The 20206-nt window shown below is 73.1% G+C and carries 17 protein-coding genes; 3 read left to right on the plus strand and 14 right to left on the minus strand.

What is annotated here, in order from left to right; all coding sequences use genetic code 11:
- Nucleotides 1-17: 17 nt before the first annotated feature.
- The 6 genes from mnhG to EDD33_RS12485 are packed head-to-tail and all read right to left on the minus strand — an operon-like array spanning nt 18 to nt 6270.
- Nucleotides 18-377, minus strand: a complete 360-nt coding sequence (gene mnhG / locus EDD33_RS12460) for a monovalent cation/H(+) antiporter subunit G (protein WP_123391247.1) — start codon at nt 375-377, stop codon at nt 18-20.
- Nucleotides 374-673, minus strand: coding sequence for an MrpF/PhaF family protein (locus EDD33_RS12465; RefSeq protein ID WP_123391248.1), 300 nt, complete (start codon nt 671-673; stop codon nt 374-376). Before EDD33_RS12465 ends, mnhG begins: the two co-directional genes overlap by 4 nt.
- Entirely contained in the window at nt 670-1233 is a 564-nt protein-coding gene (locus tag EDD33_RS12470) for a Na+/H+ antiporter subunit E (protein WP_123391249.1), read from the minus strand. Before EDD33_RS12470 ends, EDD33_RS12465 begins: the two co-directional genes overlap by 4 nt.
- Nucleotides 1230-2930, minus strand: a complete 1701-nt coding sequence (locus EDD33_RS12475; protein ID WP_123391250.1) for a Na+/H+ antiporter subunit D — start codon at nt 2928-2930, stop codon at nt 1230-1232. Before EDD33_RS12475 ends, EDD33_RS12470 begins: the two co-directional genes overlap by 4 nt.
- The gene (locus tag EDD33_RS12480; protein WP_123391251.1) at nt 2927-3361 is read right to left on the minus strand and encodes a Na(+)/H(+) antiporter subunit C; all 435 of its coding nucleotides are present in this window, start codon (nt 3359-3361) and stop codon (nt 2927-2929) included. Before EDD33_RS12480 ends, EDD33_RS12475 begins: the two co-directional genes overlap by 4 nt.
- Nucleotides 3361-6270 (minus strand): Na+/H+ antiporter subunit A, encoded by a 2910-nt coding sequence (locus tag EDD33_RS12485; protein ID WP_211332536.1) that lies wholly within the window; start codon nt 6268-6270, stop codon nt 3361-3363. The genes EDD33_RS12480 and EDD33_RS12485 overlap by 1 nt, the downstream gene beginning before the upstream one ends.
- A 140-nt stretch (nt 6271-6410) precedes the next feature.
- On the opposite strand from EDD33_RS12485, the gene EDD33_RS12490 reads away from it, so the two are divergent.
- The gene (locus tag EDD33_RS12490; protein ID WP_211332537.1) at nt 6411-8348 is read left to right on the plus strand and encodes an ATP-binding protein; all 1938 of its coding nucleotides are present in this window, start codon (nt 6411-6413) and stop codon (nt 8346-8348) included.
- Here the strand turns inward: EDD33_RS12490 and rodA are convergent.
- From rodA to ndk, 6 genes are all read right to left on the minus strand, one after another.
- Nucleotides 8329-9522, minus strand: a complete 1194-nt coding sequence (rodA, locus tag EDD33_RS12495; RefSeq protein ID WP_246003500.1) for a rod shape-determining protein RodA — start codon at nt 9520-9522, stop codon at nt 8329-8331. The genes EDD33_RS12490 and rodA overlap by 20 nt on opposite strands.
- A gap of 4 nt (nt 9523-9526) precedes the next feature.
- Nucleotides 9527-11659: a penicillin-binding protein 2 gene (mrdA, locus tag EDD33_RS12500; protein ID WP_123391253.1), complete on the minus strand. Its 2133-nt coding sequence runs from the start codon at nt 11657-11659 to the stop codon at nt 9527-9529.
- 9 nt (nt 11660-11668) lie between these two features.
- A complete protein-coding gene (gene mreD, locus EDD33_RS12505) occupies nt 11669-12184 on the minus strand; it encodes a rod shape-determining protein MreD (RefSeq protein WP_123391254.1) in 516 nt (171 codons plus the stop codon).
- Nucleotides 12184-13149 (minus strand): rod shape-determining protein MreC, encoded by a 966-nt coding sequence (mreC, locus tag EDD33_RS12510; RefSeq protein ID WP_246003501.1) that lies wholly within the window; start codon nt 13147-13149, stop codon nt 12184-12186. Before mreC ends, mreD begins: the two co-directional genes overlap by 1 nt.
- A 3-nt stretch (nt 13150-13152) precedes the next feature.
- Nucleotides 13153-14178, minus strand: a complete 1026-nt coding sequence (locus EDD33_RS12515) for a rod shape-determining protein (RefSeq protein ID WP_056544316.1) — start codon at nt 14176-14178, stop codon at nt 13153-13155.
- A gap of 110 nt (nt 14179-14288) precedes the next feature.
- Complete coding sequence (gene ndk / locus EDD33_RS12520) at nt 14289-14696, minus strand: nucleoside-diphosphate kinase (protein WP_123391255.1); 408 nt, start codon at nt 14694-14696, stop codon at nt 14289-14291.
- 46 nt (nt 14697-14742) lie between these two features.
- Between ndk and EDD33_RS12525 the strand changes: the two genes are divergently transcribed.
- Nucleotides 14743-15645 (plus strand): NADP-dependent oxidoreductase, encoded by a 903-nt coding sequence (locus EDD33_RS12525; protein ID WP_123391256.1) that lies wholly within the window; start codon nt 14743-14745, stop codon nt 15643-15645.
- Here the strand turns inward: EDD33_RS12525 and EDD33_RS12530 are convergent.
- Together EDD33_RS12530 and EDD33_RS12535 are read right to left on the minus strand one after the other, a co-directional pair.
- Nucleotides 15642-16016 carry a DUF4233 domain-containing protein gene (locus EDD33_RS12530; protein ID WP_123391257.1) on the minus strand — a complete coding sequence of 125 codons (375 nt, stop codon included), beginning with the start codon at nt 16014-16016 and terminating at the stop codon, nt 15642-15644. The two genes, EDD33_RS12525 and EDD33_RS12530, sit on opposite strands and share 4 nt — an antisense overlap.
- The gene (locus tag EDD33_RS12535; protein WP_123391258.1) at nt 16016-17404 is read right to left on the minus strand and encodes a bifunctional folylpolyglutamate synthase/dihydrofolate synthase; all 1389 of its coding nucleotides are present in this window, start codon (nt 17402-17404) and stop codon (nt 16016-16018) included. Before EDD33_RS12535 ends, EDD33_RS12530 begins: the two co-directional genes overlap by 1 nt.
- Before the next feature lie 131 nt (nt 17405-17535).
- Between EDD33_RS12535 and valS the strand changes: the two genes are divergently transcribed.
- Entirely contained in the window at nt 17536-20154 is a 2619-nt protein-coding gene (gene valS / locus EDD33_RS12540; protein WP_123391259.1) for a valine--tRNA ligase, read from the plus strand.
- Nucleotides 20155-20206: the final 52 nt, after the last annotated feature.

Consider the following 20206-nt stretch of genomic DNA (forward strand, 5'->3'; position numbering starts at 1 on the left):
CGAGGCTCCCCGGTCGATCAGGGCGCTCCGCGGTCCTCCTGCAGCGTCGCGGAGCCGGTGAGCTCGTCGACGTCGAGCAGGTCGTGGCGCACCTGGCCGCCGCGCCAGGAGGCCCGGGCCACCATGTGGCTGGCCACGGGGATGGTCAGCAGCTGCGCCACCACGACCAGCCCGAGCAGCATCGTGGTCGAGCCATCGCGCAGCACCAGCGCCAGGCCGCCGGTGACCAGCACCAGGCCGAGCACCTGCGGCTTGGTCGCGGCGTGCATCCGGGTCAGCAGGTCGGGCAGGCGCACCAGCCCGATGCCGGCCACCAGGCTCAGCAGGCAGCCGAGCAGCACCAGCACCGCTCCGCTCACGTCGAGCACCTGGCTCATCCGTCGCCCTCCTCGTCGTCGGCGGCCTCGGCCTCGACGTCGTCGCTCCCGGGGCTGAACCGGGCCACGCTGACCGAGCCGACGAAGCCCAGCAGGGTGGCGACCAGCATGGCGGGCACGTTCTCGGCCGTACGCCGCAGCGCGGCGTCCACGGCGATCACGCAGATGATGATCGAGAGCAGCACGTCGAAGGAGATCGCCCGGTCGAGCATCGTCGGACCCATCGTCATCCGGGCCAGGGTCAGCATCCCCGAGACCGCGAGCACGACCGCGGCGGCGACCAGCACGACGCTCATCGGGCCGGCTCCGGGGGGACGCCCTCGCGGCCGATCGCGGCCAGCACGCGCGCCTCCTGGTCCCACACCATGCTGCGCACCGCCTCGACCCCGGCGGCGTCGGTGTCGATGGCGTGCAGGAACAGCGTGTGGCTGCCGCGGTGCGCCTCGACCACGACCGTGCCCGGCACCAGCGAGACCAGCTCGGCGACGGCCGTGAGCACCAGGTCGGACTCGGTGCGCAGCCGCACCTCGACCAGGGAGCTGCGCAGCGGGTCGGGCGGAGCCAGCGTGGTGCGGGCGACCTGGAGGCTCGCGACGACCACGTCGACGGCGAACCGGCCCACCAGCACGAGCAGGCCGACCGGGTGCAGCCGCACCCGCATCCGCAGCGGCGGCAGCGGGAAGACCCAGCACGCGGCGACCGCCACCAGCACGCCCCCGACCAGCGAGAGCGCGGAGTAGCTGCCCCACAGCACCCACCACACCAGGGTCAGCCACAGCACCATCGGCCACTGCACGGCGCGGTAGCGCGCCGGGCGGGTGCTCCCCCGGCGGGTGGTGCGGACCTCGGGGCTCATCGCGGCACCCCGTCCATCACGGCGCCGACGTAGGAGTCGCGGTCAGTGAGGTCGGCCGCGGCGCGGTCGGTGTAGCCCACCAACGGCCCCGCGACCACGGTGATGGCCAGGCTGGCGAGCACCAGGCCGGCGGTGGGCAGCACCATCAGCAGCGGCAGCCGGTCCGGCAGCGCACCGGCCTCGATCAGCTGGTGCAGGTCGCGGTCGGGCGCATCGGCGTCGGCGACCTGGCGGGCCTCGTCGAGGTCGGCGGCACCGAAGGCGACGCTGCCGACGTGCACGTGGCCACGGTGCTCGACCATCGCCGGGACCGCCTGCTCGTCCTGCTCGCGCCGGTCCTCCTCGCCGTGGCCGACGAGCAGCCGTGCCATGTCGTGCGCCTGCTGCGGGGAGCGCCAGAACGCCAGCGCCCAGGTCTTCGCCACGGCGTAGAGCGTGAGCAGGCTGGTCAGCGTGCCGCCGGCCACCAGCACCAGGGCGAGCGGCGACCCCTGGGCCACGCCGGCCTGGAACAGGTCGACCTTGCCGAGGAAGCCCGACATCGGCGGGATGCCGGCGAGGTTCATCGCCGGCACGAAGAACAGCACGCCGAGCAACGGGCTGAGCCGGGCCAGGCCGCCGAGCCGGAGCAGGGCGGTGCTGCCCGCCCGGCGCTCGATCAGCCCGACGACCAGGAACAGCGCGGTCTGGATGGTGATGTGGTGGGCGACGTAGAACACCGCCCCGCCGGTGCCGGCCTCGGTGGCCAGGCCCACCCCGAAGATCATGTAGCCGATGTGGCTGACCAGCGTGAAGGACAGCATCCGCTTGATGTCGGACTGCGCGATCGCCCCGAGGATGCCGATCACCATCGTGAGCAGCGCCGCCACCATGAGCAGCGTCGAGAGCGGGCTGTCGGGGAAGAGCAGCGTCTGGGTGCGGATGATCGCGTAGACCCCGACCTTGGTGAGCAGGCCGGCGAAGACCGCGGTCACCGGCGCGGGCGCCGTGGGATAGCTGTCGGGAAGCCACAGCGAGAGCGGGAAGACGGCCGCCTTGATGGCGAAGGTGACGAGCAGCAGCAGCTGGATCATCAGCGCCACCGACGGCGGCAGCCCGTCCAGGCGCTCGGCGACCTGCGCGAGGTTGAGGGTGCCCACCGCGGCGTACGTCGTGGCCAGGGCGATGAGGAAGAGCATCGAGGAGACCACGTTGACGACGACGTAGATGGTGCCCGCGCGCACCCGGGCGGCCGTGCCGCCGAGGGTGAGCAGCACGTAGCTGGAGAAGAGCAGCATCTCGAAGCTGACGAACAGGTTGAACAGGTCGCCCGCGAGGAAGGCGTTGGAGACGCCGGCCACCAGGGTGAGGAACGTCGGGTGGTAGATCGAGACCGGGGTCTCCCGCTCGTCGCCGGTGATGCCCTGCCCGATGGAGTAGAGCAGCACCGCGAGGGTGACGACGGCCGAGACCAGCAGCATCAGCACCGCGAGCCGGTCGGCCACCAGCGCGATGCCCAGGCCCTCCCAGCCACCCAGCCAGACCACCTGGGTGCCGTCCCGGTCGACCGAGACCAGCAGCACGGCGGCCACGACCACCACGGCCGTCAGCACCAGCGCGCTGACGATCCGCTGCGCCCGCGGGAAGCGGAACAGCATCAAGGTGGCGCCCGTGCCCAGCAGGGGCAGGATCACCGGCAGCGGCACGAGACTCGTCACTGGCGGTCCTCCACGGGGTCGTCCTGCTCCTGGCCCTCGGTGCTGAGCCCGAACGAGTCCGAGGTCGCGTCGTCGAGGGCCAGCTTGCGGATCGCGGCGTCCTCCACGTCGTCCTGGACGTCGTCGTGGCCGTGCAGCTGCCAGCTGCGGTGCGCCAGGGCCAGCAGGAAGGCGATGGTGCCCAGCGTGATCACGATCGCGGTCAGCACCAGCGCCTGCGGGAGCGGGTCGGACATGTCCTCGGGCTCGGCCGAGCCCCAGAAGGGCGAGTCCCCCGCCGGGCCGCTGGCTGCGAGGAAGGCGAGGTTGACGCCGTTGCTGAGCACGACCAGGCCGACGAGCACGCGGGTCAGGCTGCGCTCGAGCAGCAGGTAGACGCCGCAGCCGCTCATCACCGCGCAGCCCACCAGCAGGGTCAGGTTGACCTCCATCAGTGCACCCCCGACGCTTCCGGCGCAGCAGCCGCGTCCTGGCGCTCGCTGCGCAGGATCTCGCGGTCGAGCTGGGAGCCGAAGGTGCGCAGCAGGTCGAGCACCAGCCCGACAACGACGAGGTAGACACCGATGTCGAAGCCCACCGAGGACACCAGGTGGACCTCGCCGAGCAGCGGCAGCGTGACGTAGACGTCGGCGGTCTGCAGCACCGCGCCGCCGACGAGCATCGGCCCGATGCCCGAGAGCGCCGCGACGAAGAGCCCGGACCCGATCAGCACGCCGGCGTCGATCGGCGCGGCCTCGTTGAGCTCGTAGCGACCGCCCGCGAGGTAGCGCACCATCAGCGCCAGGCCCGTGACCATGCCCGCGGCGAAGCCGCCGCCGGGCAGGTTGTGACCAGCGACGAGCAGGTAGATCGAGAACACCACGATGGTGTGGAAGACCAGGCGCGTCACGACCTCGAAGACGATCGAGCGCCGCTCCGGGCTCAGCGTCCGCGGTCCCGGAAGCCAGACCCGCCGTCCGGGACGCGTGGGCTGCTTCTGCACGCCCTGGGGATAGGGGATCTCGTGGACGCGGCGGATGCCGGTCGAGCGGGAGTCCAGGAAGATCAGGCTGGCCACCCCGGTGGCCGCCGCCACCAGCACGGAGATCTCGCCGAAGGTGTCCCAGGCCCGGATGTCGACCAGGGTCACGTTGACGACGTTGCGGCCGTAGCCCTCGACGTAGGCCATCAGCGGGAACGAGTCCGAGATCGGGGTGGTGCTGCGGGCGGCCGCCGCGACCAGCACGAACCCGGCCACCGCGACGCCGACGCCGGTGGCCAGCGCCATCCGGTAGAAGCGCGTCACCCGCAGCGGCCGGTCGGTGAAGTAGTCGGGGAGGCGCCGCAGCACCAGCACGAAGACGGTGAGGCTGACCGTCTCCACCAGCACCTGGGTCAACGCGATGTCGGGGGCACCGTGCAGCAGGAACAGCACGGCGCAGCCGTAGCCGGTGACGCCGGCCAGCACGACGGCGCGCAGCCGGCGGCGCGACCGGACCGTCATGACCGCCGCGGCCACCATCACCAGCGTGACCAGCGGCTGGCCGGCGCGGTCCCACAGCACCCACTGCGGCGCGGGCAGTCCCCCGGTGACCAGGCCGTGGACGAGGACGCCGCCGGGCGCGGCCAGCACCACGGTGAGGATGACGCCGAGGTAGATCGAGACCGAGCCGCGCTGGAAGGAGCCGGTGACCTCGACCGCGACCCGGTCGAGCAGCCGCATCCCCCACCGGTAGACCTGCTCGGCCTGGAGCGGGGCGGCGAACCGGGCCTGGAGCCGGCACAGCGGGTCGCGCCACCGGAACACGAGGTAGCCCACACCGATCGAGACCGCGCTCAGCAGGAGCGGCAGCTCGAGGCCGTGCCACAGCGCGAGGTACTCGTCGTGGCCGCGGGCCGGCAGCTGGTCGGCGTACGGCGCGAGCACGGCCGTGAGCGCCGCGCCGGCCAGTCCCAGCGCCAGGCTGAGGCCGGCGAGGACCACCGGGGCGGCGCCGAAGGCGGGCGAGAGCGGCAGCGGCGCGCTGTCCTCGACGTCGCGCTTGCGGGCGAAGGCGCCCCACCAGAACCGGGCGGCGTACCCCGCGGTCAGGGCGGAGCCCAGCACGAGGCCGACCAGCACCAGGGTGCCGGCCCAGGCGGGGACGCCCGGGGTCTCGCCGTCGGCGAGCTCGAGCAACGCGGCCCAGAGCGTCTCCTTGCCCACGAACCCGAGCAGCGGGGGCACGCCGGCCATCGAGGCGGCGGCGAGGCCGGCCGCGACCGCGAGCACGGGCAGGCGACGACCCAGGCCCGAGAGCCGGTGCAGGTCGCGGGTGCCGGTCAGGGTGTCGACCGCCCCGACGGTGAGGAAGAGCGTGGCCTTGAACAGGGCGTGGGCGAGCAGCACGCCGAGGCCGGCGAGCGCGGCGGTGCGGCTGCCGATCGAGAGCACCACGAGCAGGAAGCCCAGCTGGCTGACGGTGCCGTAGGCGAGCAGCAGCTTGAGGTCGAGCTGGCGCAGCGCCCGCCAGCCCCCCAGCAGCATCGTGGTCGTGCCCAGCGTCAGCAGCGTGAGGTGCCAGCCGGGGACGCCGGCGAAGGCCGGGGCGAGCAGGGCCACGAGGTAGAGGCCGGCCTTGACCATCGACGCGGCGTGGAGGTAGGCGCTGACCGGGGTGGGCGCTGCCATCGCGCCGGGCAGCCAGAAGTGGAACGGCACCTGGGCGGACTTGCTCAGCGCGCCGACGAGCAGCAGCAGGACCGCCACGGTCGTGGCCGTGCCGGTCGGCGGGTCGGCCAGGATCGTGGAGATCCGCATCGTGCCGGCCTCGTGGCCCAGCACCAGGACGCCGACCAGCATCACCAGGCCGCCGAGCGTGGTGACCAGGAGCGCCTCCATCGCGGCCAGCCGCGAGGCCCGCTTGGTCGGCTCGAAGCCGATCAGCAGGAACGAGAAGATGGTGGTCAGCTCCCAGAACACGACCAGGACGATGAGGTCGTCGGAGAGCACCAGCCCCAGCATCGCGCCGACGAAGGCGGTGAAGCTGGTGGTGAACCCCACCAGGCCCGGGGTGCCGTCGGAGAAGTAGGAGGCCGAGTAGGCCATCACCAGCACCCCGATGCCCGCGACGACGAGCACCATCAGCCACTGCAGCGAGCCCAGCGAGAACGCCAGCTCGAGGTCGAGACCGGGCGCCCACCGCACCACCTGGGTGACCGGGCGCCCGTCGAGGACCTGCCCGGTGCGGGTCAGCGCCCACACCGTGGCCACCAGCGGCACCACCGCCAGCGCCAGGAACGCACGGGGCCCGAGCCGGCGCACCAGCACCGGAGCGGTCGCGGCGGCCACGAAGTGGGCAGCGACGATCGCGAGCAGCACGGCGGCCTTCCGGTCGGGGTGGGGCGTGGGACGGTGAGGTCAGGGCGTGGGGGCCAATACTAGGGAGCGGGCGCGAACCTCCGGCGTCCCCCGTTGGCGGGACGGCGGGCACGACACCGGCCTAGACTCCGCCCCCGGGGGTGGCGCACGTGCAACGTCAGGTGGGACGCCTCTCCTTCGTGGTGGTCTGCTACGTGGTGGCGCCCTGGATGGGGCTCGACAGCTTCACCGTCGACCCGCGGATCGCCGAGGTCTGGCCCCTGGGCGGCGTCGGCTTCGTGCTGCTCACCCTGGCCTGGGACCTCCCCCGGCCCCGCCTGGCCGCCGTGCTCGCGGCGATGGTGGCCGTCGTCACGGCCACCGCGCTGCTGGTCGGCCAGCCCCCGGCGTACGCCGTGTGGTTCGGCGTCGTCGCGGTGCTGCAGCCGCTCGCCATGGCGGCGGCGTACCAACGGGGGCGCGGAGCGCCCGGCTGGGCCCCGCGCCACGCCGCCGACGTCGGGACCCTGCTGGCCGCGGCGGTGGCCTCCTCGCTGCTGGTCGGCCTGCTCGGGGGCTACCCCGGTCTGGCGCTGACCGACCTGCCGAGCAAGGTGCTGCTGTGGTGGGTGCTGCGCAACGCGGTCTTCAGCTTCGTCGGCGGGCTCATCCTCTCGGTGCTGCTGCACCGCGACGAGCCCGAGGCGCTGCCGCCCAGCGCGTGGTACCACCGCGTCGGGCTGGCCGCGGTCGCCGCCCTGTGCGTGCTCGGGACCTACCACGACCCCTCGCTGCCGCTGTCGTGGCTGCTCATCGTGCCGAGCGTGTGGGGCGGCATGACGCTGACCGTGCGCGGGACCGCCTGGCTGACCCTGTACGTCGCCCTGGTGGCCGCCGGGATGACCTACCTGCCCCAGAACCAGTTCGGCTACGCCGGCTTGCTGCCCGCCGCCTCGATCGTCGACCTGCTCGTCGTGGCGAGCAGTGCCTTCGCGCTGCTGCTGGCGCTGATGCGCGACCAGCGGGCCCGGCTGATCGAGCAGCTCGACGCCCGCGGCCGCGAGTCCGAGGCGCAGCGCGGGCTGCTCGAGGCGGTGCTCGATGCGATGGACGAGGGCGTGCTCGTCGTCGGCCAGGAGGGCGTACGTCGCCACAACAGCGCGACCCGGCAGCTGCTGGGCCGAGCGGTGCCGCTGGACCAGGCCCTTTCCTGGAGCGACGCCTTCGGCCTGCAGACCCTCGACGGGCAGCCGCTGACCGACGACGTGCTGCGCCGGGTGCTCTACGAGGGGGCCGACGGCGACCGGTTGGAGGTGCGGGTCGGCCGGGGCGCCGGCGCCCGGGTGCTCGAGGTCTCGGCCCAGTCCGTGCGGCACGGCAGCGAGGCCTCGCGGCTGCTGCTCCTGCACGACGTGACCGCGCAGCGGGCCCGGGTCCGGGAGCTCAGCAGCTTCGCCAGCATGGTCGCCCACGACCTGCGCGGCCCGCTGACCGTGCTCGACGGCTGGCTCGAGGTGGTCGAGGACGACCCGGCGGAGGGCGAGGCGGCGCTGGCCCGGGCACGCGACGCCAGCCAGCGGATGCGGCAGGTGATCGAGGACTGGCTCAACTACGCCGTGGTGCAGGAGGGCCGGCTGCACCCCGAGGTGGTCGCGCTCGAGGAGCTCGTGGCCGGCCTGGTGGAGTCACGCCGCTCCGCGGGCCTCGACCACGACGAGCCCCGCTTCGAGCTCGACCTGCCGCACCGGGTGCGGGCCGACCCGGGCCTGCTGCGCCAGCTGCTGGACAACCTCGTCGACAACGCCGTGAAGTACACCGCGGCCGGCGAGGTCCCGGCGGTGACGCTGCGCTCGGACGACGACCGTGAGCCGGGCTGGGTGCGGGTGGAGGTCGTCGACCGGGGCATCGGCGTGCCCGAGGGCCAGGAGGAGCAGATCTTCGAGGAGTTCCACCGTGGCCCCGCCGAGGGACGCTCGCAGGGCACCGGCCTGGGGCTGGCGCTGACCCGGCGCATCGTGGCGATGCACGGGGGTCAGATGACGGCGCGGCGCAACCCCGACGGGGGCAGCACCTTCGCCTTCACCGTCCCAGCGGCCTGACGCCGAAGCCCGGGCGACCCGCGCCGGTGCCGCGCATGCCGATGTTGACCAGCAGCCCGATCGCCATCATCGAGGCGAACATCGACGACCCGCCGTAGGAGACCAGCGGCAGCGGCACGCCGGTGACCGGCATGATCCCCAGGCACATCCCGATGTTCTGGAAGGCCTGGAAGGCGAACCAGCAGGCGATGCCCGCCGCGGCGACCCGGCCGAACATGTCCTCGGCGTGCCGGGCGATGAGCAGCGCGCGCCACAGCAGCACCGCGAACAGCACGATGACCAGGCCGGCGCCGACCAGGCCCAGCTCCTCGCCGGCGACGGTGAAGATGAAGTCGGTGTGCTGCTCGGGCACGAACCGCGAGCGCGTCTGCGAGCCGTCGAAGAGCCCCTGGCCGAAGAGCCCGCCGTTGCCGATCGCGATCCGGGCCTGGGTGGTGTTGTAGCCGGCGCCCCGGGGGTCGAGGTCGGGGTTGGTGAAGGCCAGGAAGCGGTTGACCTGGTAGGCCTTGAGCACCCCGGCGGCCACCACGAGCATCGCCAGGGTGAGCCCGCCGGCGAGGAGCCCGACCAGCCAGCGGCGCGGCACCCCCGCCACGGCGAGGACCCCGAAGACGGTGGCGGTGAGCACCAGCATGGTGCCGAGGTCGGGCTGGGCCATGATCAGGATCGCGGGGAGGCCGGCGACCGCGCCCATCAGCGCGACGTCGACCAGCCCGACCTTGCGGCGGCGGGAGTTCTCGGTGCGCTCGGCGACGATCATCGCCATCCCGATCACCACGGCCAGCTTGGCGAACTCGGCCGGCTGGATGGACAGGCCGCCGATCATCAGCCAGGACCGCGAGCCGTTGATGGTGCTGCCCATGACGAGCACGAGCAGCAGCCCGACCACCGACCCGGCGTACACCAGGGGGGTGACGATGCGGACCCACCGGTGGTCGGTGGCCATCACCACCGCGCCGAGCACGAGGCCGATGACGACGTTGACGAGGTGCTTGTGGAGGTACGCCGTGGAGTCGCCGCCGGTGAGCACGTCGTTGGTGGCGGTCGCCGACCACACCAGCAGCGTGCCGATGGTCATGATCAGCCCGGCGCAGCCCACGAGCACCCAGTCCAGCGGCGGGACCACGACGCGGCTGCGGGCCACGGAGAACCGGGCGAGCGGCAGGACGGTCACGGCGTCAGTCCCCCTTCGGGCGCGAGGTGGCGGGCGGCAGGATCGAGCCGTCGTCGGCGAAGGTGGGCAGCTCGGCGGGCGGCGTGGTGCCGGCGATGGCGGCCTGGCCCGGCCGGACGTCGGTGCCCTTGACGCCGTAGAGCTTCTCCCAGATCTTGCGGATCGCCGGGCCGGACGTGCCCGAGCCGGTGCCGCCCTGGCTGACCATCATCACCACGACGTAGTCCTCGGTGTAGGAGGCGACCCAGGAGGTGCTCTGCTTGCCGTAGACCTCGGCCGAGCCGGTCTTGGCGCGGATCGTCACCTCGTCCAGCGGGAACCCCTCGAGGCGCCAGGCCATGGTGCCCACCGAGGCGACGTTCTTCAGCGCGCCGTCGATGTAGTCGAGCACCGCCTGCTTGACCGGCAGCTTCTTGTCCACGACCGGCGGCAGCTCCTTGATGAGGTCGCCGTCGGGGCTGACGATCGCCTTGGCGACCCGCGGCTCGTAGAGCGTGCCGCCGTTGGACAGCGCGGCGTACGCCCGGGCGAGCTGCAGCGGGGTGACCACCGTGTCGCCCTGACCGATCGCGAAGTTGACGGCGTCGCCGGCGCGGTAGTGGCTGCCCTCGACGCAGAACTCACGGGCGAAGCGGTGCTGGAAGTCGCTGCCCTCCTGCTTGCCGATCTTGCAGTAGTAGTCCTTCATCGACTCCCAGTAGGCGAGCTTCCACTTGCGGTCGGCGATCCGGCCCGAGGCCTCGCCCGGGAGGTCGATGCCGGTGGGCTTGCCGAAGCCGAAGGTCTTGGCCATCGAGACCAGCGGGTCCTTGGCCTCGACGTCGGTCTCGTCGCTGCCCAGCTCCTGCCAGTAGTCAAAGCCGATCTTGTAGAAGAACGTGTTGCAGGAGACCTCGAGCGCCTTGGCGAAGGTGATGTTGCCGTAGGCGCCGGACTCGTAGTTCTTGAAGGTGCGGTTGCCGACCTGGAAGCCGGACCCGCAGGCGAGCACGGTCTCGGGGCTGTAGCCGTTCGAGAGCGCGGCGGCGGTCATCATCGGCTTCCACGTCGAGCCCGGTGCGAACTGCCCCTGCGTGGCGCGCGAGAGCAGCGGGGTGCCGGCCTCCTCGGAGTAGAGCCGTTCCAGCTGCTTGCTGGTGATGCCGCCCGACCACACCTCGGGGTCGTACGTCGGCTGGCTGGCCATCGCCACGACCCGGCCGGTCTTCGCGTCGAGCACCACGGCCGCCCCGCTGTCGGCGGCGTAGCGACGGCCGGTGACGGTGTCGGTGGTCCCCCGCGCGGTCTGGATGGTCTGGGCGAGCTGCTTCTCGACGTAGCCCTGGACCTCGGCGTCGATGGAGGTGACCAGGGTGGCGCCCGGGGTCGACTCGACCTCGCCGGAGTCGCCGAGGACGCGGCCCATGGAGTCCACGGCCACCTTCTTGTAGCCGGGGGTGCCGCGCAGGTAGCGGTCGTAGGCCTTCTCCACGCCGGCCCGGCCGACCACCGAGGCGCCGTTGACCGAGGTGTCGCTCTCCTTCTCGGCCTCCTCGAGCTCGCCGCCGGTGATCGGGCTGAGGTAGCCCAGGACGTGGGCGCCGTTGACGCCGAAGGGATTCGGGTAGGCCCGCACGCTCTCCTGCTGGGCGAGCACCGCGGGGAACTCCTCGGTGCGCTCGAGCAGCTTGACCGCGACCTGCTGCGGCACGTCGCGTGCGACCGGGACCGGCTGGTAGGGCGAGCCGTTCCAGCAGCTGCCGGCCTCGGCGCCGCTCTGGCCGCAGACCACCATCCGGGCATCGATCGTCGCGCGCTCGACCTTGACCACGCCGGCGAGCCGGTCGAGGGTCCGCTCGCGGATGTCCTCGGGCAGCTTGCCCAGCAGGGTGCGGTCGACGCTGACGACCCAGCTGCTGCGGTTGGCCACGAGCGGACGGCCGACGTCGTCGACGATCAGGCCGCGGGCCGGCTGCACCACCACGTCGCGCACGGACTGCTCCGCCGCGGCGGCCTGGTAGCCCTCGCCGGTGGCGACCTGCATGTACCAGAGCCGGACGAACAGGGTGAGGAACAGCGAGACCACCAGCGCCTGGACGACGAACAGGCGCAGCCTGCTCTTCTCCGAGGCGTTGGGGCGGATCAGGACGGCAGCCATGAGGCCCTTCTAGACGGCGAGCTCGCGCGCGGGGCTGCGCTCGAGCAGCCGCATCAGCACGGGGAGGACGAGGGGGGCGACGACCACGTCCCACAGCAGGGCGAGGAACACCACGCCGATCATCTGGCCGACCGGGACGGCGTGGTCGCCGAGCACCTGGCCGGACAGCGCGAAGACCGAGGTCGCGACGAAGGAGCAGGCGCCCACGGTGGCGAGCGCGGCGAGCGGGCTCTCGCGCGCGTCGCCGCGCACGCGGCCGGCGAGGATGGCGGCCAGCACGAACGCCAGGGCCCAGCGGCCGGCGACGTGCTCGGCGGGCGGGGCGAGGTCGAGCAGCATCCCGGCGGTGAAGCCCACGGCGACACCGACCTCGGGGCCGCGCACGAGCGCGGCGGCCACGACCACCAGCAGCGCCAGGTTGGGCACCACGCCGTTGACGGCCACCACCGGCAGCACGGCGACCTGCGCCACGACGGCGAGGACGACCACCGCCGCGAGCACGAGGGTGCGGTAGAGGACCGACATCACTGACCCGCCCGTCCGTTGACGACGATGCGGTCACCGTCGGTGTCCTCGTCCACCACGACGCCGACGACGTCGAGGGAGGTGAAGTCGACGTAGGGGTCGATCACGGCCCGCTTGGCCAGCTCGCGCGGCGTGGAGTACACCGACTCGACGGTGCCGATCGGGATGCCGGCGACGTAGGGCCGACCGTTCTGGCTGCCCCAGGTCACCACCACGTCGCCCGTGGCGGGGCTGGCGGCGTTGTCGACGAGGTCGAGGTCGAGGCGACCGCGGTCGGCGGTCACGCCCCGGCCGCGCAGGAAGCCGATCTCGAGGTTGGAGCCGAGCCGTCCGCCCACCACCGACTCGGTGTCGACCACCAGCAGCACGGTCGCGGTGCTGGAGGTCGCGCTGATGACCCGGCCCACCAGGCCGTCGTTGTTGAGCACCGTCATGTCGCGCGTGACGCCCGAGGAGGTGCCGGCGTCGATGGTGACGGTGCGGGAGAAGGACTGCATCGGGCCCATGCCCACCACCCGGGCCGCGACCAGCGCCTGCCCGGTGCGGTTGGCGGTGCGGGTGAGGCCGTCGAGCTCGGCGAGCCGGTTGCGGTCCAGCGGCACCTGCTCGGCCTCGGAGCGGAGCTGGGAGTTCTGCGCCGACAGCGTCGCGACCTCCTCGCGCAGCGACCGGTTGGAGCTGAAGTAGGCCAGTGCCTCGCGCAGCGGGCGGGCGGCGGTGGCGCTGCCGGTCTCGACCGGGCCCACCACGGTGCCCACGGCGTGCCGGACGGGGTCGACGGGCGACTCCTCGCCGCCGGCCGCATCGACGGTGATCACCGCGACCGAGGCGGCGACCATGAGGCCGGCCACCACGCGCGAGGAGCCCGAGCGGCCGCGGCGGCCGAAGCCGGTGCCGCGCTCGCCGTCGGAGAGGGAGGGACGGGCGGTGGTGCGGCGCCCGCCGCGCAGTCGTTGCCGAGCCACCCGCTACCGCCTGCGATCCGTGACGAGCACCTGCTGGAGCGCCTCGAACTCCTCGACGCACTTGCCCGCGCCGAGGGCGACCGAGGTCAGCGGGTCGCTGGCGATGTGGACCGGCATGCCGGTCTCGTGACGGATCCGCTCGTCCAGGCCGAGCAGCAGCGCGCCACCCCCGGTGAGCACGATACCGCGGTCCATGATGTCGCCGGCCAGCTCGGGCGGCGTCTGGTCCAGCGTGGTGCGGACGGCGTCGACGATGCTGTGCAGCTGCTCCTCGATCGCCCGCCGGATCTCGGGGCTGGAGACGTTGACCGTGCGGGGCAGCCCGGAGACCATGTCGCGCCCGCGGACCTCGGCCTGGCGCTCCTGCGGGAGGGGGAAGGCCGAGCCGAGGGTCATCTTGATCTCCTCGGCGGTGCGCTCCCCCAGCATCAGGGAGTGCTCCTTCTTCATCCACGCCACGATCGCCTGGTCGATCTCGTCGCCGGCGGTGCGCACGCTGAGCGTCGTCACGATGCCGCCCAGCGAGATCACGGCGACCTCGGTGGTGCCGCCGCCGATGTCGACGACCATGTTGCCGGTCGCCTCGTGCACCGGCAGTCCGGCACCGATGGCGGCGGCCATCGGCTCCTCGATGATGTAGACCCGGCGGCCACCGGCCTGGTAGCCGGCCTCCTTCACCGCACGCTGCTCGACCGCGGTCACGCCGCTGGGCACGCAGATGATCATCCGGGGCTTGGCGAAGTAGCGACGCTTGTGCACCTGCTGGATGAAGAAGCGGAGCATCTCCTCGGTCGCGTCCAGGTCGGCGATGACGCCGTCCTTGAGCGGGCGGATGGCGGTGATGCCGTCCGGCGTACGCCCGATCATGCGCTTGGCCTCGTGGCCGACGGCCAGGATCTCCTGGGTCTGCTCGTGGAGTGCGACCACCGACGGCTCGTCGACGAGGATGCCGCGGCCACGCACGTAGACGAGCGTGTTGGCCGTGCCGAGATCCACCGCCATGTCACGGCCGATCAGACTGTTGGGCATCGCTACGCCTCGCTGTTCCCGGGGAAGCGGGAGGCCGCACGTCCTCCCGTGATGCGAGGGTATGAGCCCGGGAAGGGCCTACGGCGACGACACGCCGCCGGTCCAGGACCTCAGCGCGCGGGGAACCAGAGCGCGATCTCGCGCTCGGCCGACTCGGGGCTGTCGGAGCCGTGCACGAGGTTCTCGCGGTTGGACAGCGAGAGGTCGCCGCGGATGGTGCCCGGGGCCGCCTTGCGGCCGTCGGTGGCGCCGTTGAGCGCCCGGACGACCTCGACCGCCTCGTCGCCCTCGAGCACGGCGGCGAGCAGCGGGCCGCTGGTGACGAAGTCGCGCAGCGGCGGGTAGAAGTCGCGCTCGACGTGCTCGGCGTAGTGCGCGTCGGCCTGGGCCGCGTCGATGTGGCGCAGCTCGAGCGCCACCAGGCTCAGGCCCTTGGCCTCGAAGCGGGAGAGGATCTCCCCCACCAGGCCCCGGCGGACGGCGTCGGGCTTGAGCAGGACCAGGGTGCGCTGAGACATGGGAGCAACCTAGGGCAAGGAACGGACCGGGCGGCAGACTGGGCCCATGCGCGTGATGGAGTTCGACGAGTACGGCGGTCCCGAGGTCCTCCACGAGGGCGAGCGGGACGCACCGCACGCGGGGCCCGGGCAGGTGCGGGTGCGCACCACGGCGGTCGGGGTCAACCCCTACGACTGGAAGGTCCGCTCCGGCGCGATGTCGGCCTTCGCCCCGGTCGCGTTCCCGCACGTCCCCGGCAGCGAGGCCGCCGGCGTCGTCGACGAGCTCGGCGAGGGCGTCGAGGGCGTGGCGATCGGCGACCGGGTCCTCGGCTCGGGAAGCGCCGCCACCGCCGAGCACGTCGTGCTGCGGCGGTTCGTGCGGGTGCCCGAGGGGCTCAGCGACCCGGAGGCTGCGGCGCTGCCCGCCGCGGCGGAGACCGCGGCCCGCGCGCTCGGCCTGCTGGAGCTGGGGCCCGGCGACCTGCTCGTGGTCGACGGCGCCGCCGGGGGCGTCGGCACCGCGGTCGTGCAGCTCGCGGTCGCCCGCGGGATCGCGGTCGTCGGCACTGCCTCCGCCCGCAACCACGACCACCTGCGGGAGCTCGGTGCAGCCGCCACCACCTACGGCCCCGGGCTGCCCGGCCGCGTCCGGGCGCTGACCGGCGAGCCGGTCACCGGCGCGCTCGACCTGGCCGGGCGCGGGTCGGTGCCCGAGCTCGTCGAGCTGGTGGGCGACCCGCGCCACGTCCTCACGCTGGTCGACTTCGGGGCGGCCGACCTCGGCGTCCAGGTCAGCGACGGCAGCGAGCCCGCCGGCCCCGCCCTGGAGGAGGTGGCCGAGCTGGTGGCCCGGGGCCGGTTCCGGGTGGTGCTCGACGAGGTGCTGCCGTGGACCTCGGTCGCGCAGGCGCACGCGCGCAGCCAGCAGGGCCACGCCCGCGGCAAGCTGGTGCTGCGGGTCGACTAGGACCCGTCGGGGCCCGGCTGCGGAGCGCCGGGGAAGCGCCCGGTGGCGGTCCACTCGGCCCGCTCGCGCTCGATCTTGGCCCCCAGGAAGTACGCCGTGGCCCACAGCGCCAGGAAGACCAGGCCGAGGAACACCATGGCCCGGACCTCGATGCCGACGGCGATCGCGGCCACCTGCACGGCCCACCCGACCGCGTAGGCCCAGCGGAACCGCAGCAGCCCGGCCACCAGCACGCAGGCCACGAGCAGGCCCACCCCGATGACCACGGCGGTGCCGGCCGGGACCCCGGCCACGGCGATCAGCACCGGGGTGCTCAGCCCGAACGCGATCGCCTCGAGGCTGAGGATCGCGGCGCACAGCCGTCGCTGCATCAGGCCTCCTTCTCGCGGGTGTGCTCGCGGGTCCGGACCAGCAGGCTGCGGGCCTCGCCGACGGTGACGACGGAGCCCGTGACCAGCACGGCCCCCGAGCCGATCGCCTCGCCGAGCGCCCCGCCGGCCTCGGCCAGCGCGGCCGCCTGGTCGATGGCGTCGGAGAGCCGGTCGGCCTCGCTGACCCGGTCCCGGCCGAAGATGCCGCGCGCGACCTCGGCGAGCTCCGACGGGGAGGTCGAGCGGTCGCTGCTGTTGCGGGTGCACACGACGTGGGCGAGGACCGGCTCGAGCTCGGAGAGCAGCCCCTCGACGTCCTTGTCGCCCATCACCCCGATCACCCCGATCAGCGGGGAGAACACGAAGGAGTCCTCGAGGGCGGCGACCAGCGCCGCGGCCCCGTGGGGGTTGTGCGCCGCGTCGAGCACGACGGTGGGCGATCGGCGTACGACCTCGAGGCGGCCGGGCGAGGTCACCTCGGCGAAGGCGGCCTGCACCACCTCGGCGTCGAGCGGGTCCTCGCCCCCGACGAAGGCCTCCACGGCGGCCAGGGCGAGGGCGGCGTTCTGCGCCTGGTGGGCGCCGTAGAGCGGCACGAACAGGTCGTCGTAGCGACCCCGCAGGCCCTGCAGCGAGAGCACCTGCCCACCGACCGCCGGGGTGCGCGCGGCGACACCGAAGTCGATGCCCTCGCGGGCGAGGGTGGCGCCCACCTCGGCGCACCGCTCCGCCACCACCACGGCCACGTCGTCGTCCTGCACCGCGCTGACCACGATCGCGCCCGGCTTGACGATGCCGACCTTCTCCAGCGCCACGGCCGCCGGGGTGTCGCCGAGGTACTGCGCGTGGTCGACGGCGATCGGGGTCAGCACCGCGACCTTGGCGTCGACGACGTTGGTGGCGTCCCAGGTGCCGCCCATGCCGACCTCGACCACGGCCGCGTCCACCGGGGCGTCGGCGAACGCGGCGTACGCCATGCCGACGACGGTCTCGAAGAACGACAGCGGGTGGGGGCCGTCCTCGTCGACGAGGTGGGTGTACGGCGCGACGTCGTTGAAGGCGGCGACGAAGGCCTCCTCGCTGATCGGTCGGCCGTCGAGGCTGATCCGCTCGGTCATCGACTCCAGGTGGGGGCTGGTGAAGCGGCCCACGCGCAGTCCCAGGGCCGCGACCAGCGTCTCGACCATGCGCGCGGTCGAGGTCTTGCCGTTGGTGCCGGTGAGGTGGATCGCGGGGTAGCCGCGCTGGGGGTCCCCCAGCAGCTCGAGGAACGCGGTGATCCGGTCGAGGGAGGGCTCGAGGCGGGTCTCCGGCCAGCGGCTGAGCAGCGCGTCCTCCACCTCGGCGTAGGTCTCGGCGGGACGGGCCTGCGGGGGGAGCTCAGTCATGACCCCCCGAGTCTAGGTGGGGGCGGGTGCGCGGGGTCGCGGGCACCCGGACCCACCTGCGGGTACCGGTGGAGCCCCGGGGGCGCGAGGTGCTGCGCACCGGGCGGGTGGAGGTTTCGTAGGATTCGGGCATGACCTCCCCCTCCCCGTCCGACGCGTCCACGACGACCGCAGCGCCCGCGGTCGTCGTACCGGACCGGGCGGCGCTGGAGGGCCTCGAGGCGACCTGGTCGCAGCGCTGGAAGGAGCAGGACACCTACGCCTTCGACCGCACCCAGCCGCGCAGCAACGTCTACTCCATCGACACCCCTCCCCCGACGGTGTCGGGGTCGCTGCACGTCGGGCACGTCTTCAGCTACACCCACACCGACCTCGTCGCCCGGTTCCAGCGGATGCGCGGCAAGTCGGTGTTCTACCCGATGGGGTGGGACGACAACGGCCTGCCGACCGAGCGACGGGTGCAGAACTACTTCGGCGTGCGCTGCGACCCCTCGCTGCCCTACGACGCCGACTTCACCCCGCCGGAGAAGCCCGACCCCAAGCGCCAGGTCCCGGTCAGCCGGCCCAACTTCGTCGCGCTGTGCGAGCGGCTCGTCGAGGAGGACGAGCAGGTCTTCGAGCAGCTGTGGCGCACGCTCGGCCTCTCGGTCGACTGGTCCCAGCACTACACGACCATCGGGCCCCGGGCCCAGACCGTGAGCCAGCGCGCGTTCCTGCGCAACTTCGCCCGCGGCGAGGCCTACCTGCAGGAGGCCCCCACGCTGTGGGACGTCACCTTCCAGACCGCGGTCGCCCAGGCCGAGCTCGAGGCCCGGGAGTACGCCGGCGCCTACCACCGGGTCGCCTTCCACGGCGCGGACGGTCCGGTCCACATCGAGACCACCCGTCCCGAGCTGATCCCGAGCGTCGTGGCGCTGATCGCCCACCCCGACGACGAGCGCTACGCCTCGCTGTTCGGCACCACCGTGACCTCACCTGTCTTCGGCGTCGAGGTGCCGGTGCTCGCCCACCCGGCGGCCGAGCCCGACAAGGGCGCCGGCATCGCGATGTGCTGCACCTTCGGCGACCTGACCGACGTCACCTGGTGGCGCGAGCTGCAGCTGCCGGTGCGCACCGTGGTCGGGCGCGACGGTCGGCTGACCCGCGAGACCCCGTCCTGGCTGGCCGCGCCGGCGGCAGCAGCGGCGTACTCCGAGCTGGCGGGGAAGACCACCTTCAGCGCCCGCGAGGCCATGGTGGCCGCGCTGCGCGAGTCCGGCGACCTCGACGGCGAGCCGAGGCCGACCCAGCGGATGGCCAACTTCTACGAGAAGGGCGACAAGCCGCTCGAGATCGTCGCGACGCGGCAGTGGTACCTCACCAACGGCGGCCGCGACGCCGACCTGCGCGGCGAGATGCTCGACCGGGGCGCCGAGATCACGTGGGTGCCGACCCACATGAAGCACCGCTACGACAACTGGGTCGGCGGCCTGAACGGCGACTGGCTGATCTCGCGGCAGCGCTTCTTCGGCATCCCGTTCCCGGTCTGGTACCCCCTCGACGCCGACGGCGAGCCCGACTACGAGCACCCGCTGATGCCCCGCGAGGAGCAGCTGCCCGTCGACCCCTCCACCGACGCCCCCTCCGGGTTCGGCGAGGACCAGCGCGGCCGTCCGGGCGGCTTCATCGGCGACCCCGACGTGATGGACACCTGGGCGACCTCGTCGCTGACGCCGCAGATCGCCGGTGGCTGGGAGAGCGACCCCGACCTGTTCGAGCGCGTCTTCCCCATGGACCTCGCCACCCAGGCGCACGACATCATCCGCACCTGGCTGTTCTCCCGCGTCGTCCGCGCGCACTTCGAGAACCACGCCGCCCCGTGGAGCCACGCGCTCATCTCGGGCTTCATCGTCGATCCCGACCGCAAGAAGATGTCGAAGTCCAAGGGCAACGTCGTGGTGCCCTCCGACGTGCTCGAGCGGTACGGCGCCGACGCGGTGCGCTGGCGCGCCGCGATGGCCCGCCCCGGGCTCGACTCGCCGTTCGACGAGACCCAGATGAAGGTCGGCCGTCGGCTGGCCATGAAGGTGCTCAACGTCGCCAAGTTCGTGCTCGGCAGCGTGGGCGCCACCACGGTGGACCCGGCCCTGGTCACCGTCCCGGTCGACCGCGCGCTGCTGGCCCGGCTCGACGCCACCGTGACCGAGGCGACGCGCGCCTTCGAGGCCTACGACTACACCACCGCGCTCGAGGTCTCCGAGCGGTTCTTCTGGGACTTCTGCGACGACTACGTCGAGCTGGTCAAGGAGCGGGCGTACGGCGAGCAGGGCGACGCCGACGACCCGGACACCTCCTCGGCCCGGGCTGCGCTGGCGACCGCTCTGCACGTGCAGCTGCGGCTGTTCGCCCCGTTCCTGCCCTACGCCACCGAGGAGGTCTGGTCGTGGTGGCAGCAGGGCTCGGTGCACCTCTCGGCCTGGCCCGGCACCGACGAGCTGGGTGACACCAGCGGCGGGGACGCCGCCGAGCTGACGGCGGTGGCAGCGGTGCTGGCCGGCGTCCGCGGCGCCAAGTCCACCGCCAAGGTCGGCATGCGCACCCCGGTGCTGCACGCCCGGGTCTCGGGTCCCGCCGCGGCGCTCGACGCCGTCCGGGCCGCCGAGCGCGACCTGCGCGCCGTCGGGTCGATCACCGGCGACGTCGAGATGGTCGAGGCGGACGGCGAGGTCTCCGTCGAGGCCACCCTGGGCGACCCGCCGCCCAAGCGCTGAGGCCGCGCCGCCGGGCCCGGGCACGCGTGGAGGTCACCGAGGTGGCCGACGG

This window comes from Nocardioides aurantiacus (genome assembly GCF_003752505.1).
Taxonomy (GTDB): domain Bacteria; phylum Actinomycetota; class Actinomycetes; order Propionibacteriales; family Nocardioidaceae; genus Marmoricola; species Marmoricola aurantiacus.

Coding starts and splice junctions, on each gene's coding strand:
- mnhG (WP_123391247.1), bottom strand. CDS start 377: ATGAGCCAGGTGCTCGACGTGAGCGGAGCGGTGCTGGTGCTGCTCGGC.
- valS (WP_123391259.1), top strand. CDS start 17,536: ATGACCTCCCCCTCCCCGTCCGACGCGTCCACGACGACCGCAGCGCCC.
- EDD33_RS12465 (WP_123391248.1), bottom strand. CDS start 673: ATGAGCGTCGTGCTGGTCGCCGCCGCGGTCGTGCTCGCGGTCTCGGGG.
- EDD33_RS12470 (WP_123391249.1), bottom strand. CDS start 1,233: ATGAGCCCCGAGGTCCGCACCACCCGCCGGGGGAGCACCCGCCCGGCG.
- EDD33_RS12535 (WP_123391258.1), bottom strand. CDS start 17,404: ATGACTGAGCTCCCCCCGCAGGCCCGTCCCGCCGAGACCTACGCCGAG.
- EDD33_RS12515 (WP_056544316.1), bottom strand. CDS start 14,178: ATGCCCAACAGTCTGATCGGCCGTGACATGGCGGTGGATCTCGGCACG.
- mreD (WP_123391254.1), bottom strand. CDS start 12,184: ATGTCGGTCCTCTACCGCACCCTCGTGCTCGCGGCGGTGGTCGTCCTC.
- EDD33_RS12480 (WP_123391251.1), bottom strand. CDS start 3,361: ATGGAGGTCAACCTGACCCTGCTGGTGGGCTGCGCGGTGATGAGCGGC.
- EDD33_RS12525 (WP_123391256.1), top strand. CDS start 14,743: ATGCGCGTGATGGAGTTCGACGAGTACGGCGGTCCCGAGGTCCTCCAC.
- ndk (WP_123391255.1), bottom strand. CDS start 14,696: ATGTCTCAGCGCACCCTGGTCCTGCTCAAGCCCGACGCCGTCCGCCGG.
- mrdA (WP_123391253.1), bottom strand. CDS start 11,659: ATGGCTGCCGTCCTGATCCGCCCCAACGCCTCGGAGAAGAGCAGGCTG.
- EDD33_RS12530 (WP_123391257.1), bottom strand. CDS start 16,016: ATGCAGCGACGGCTGTGCGCCGCGATCCTCAGCCTCGAGGCGATCGCG.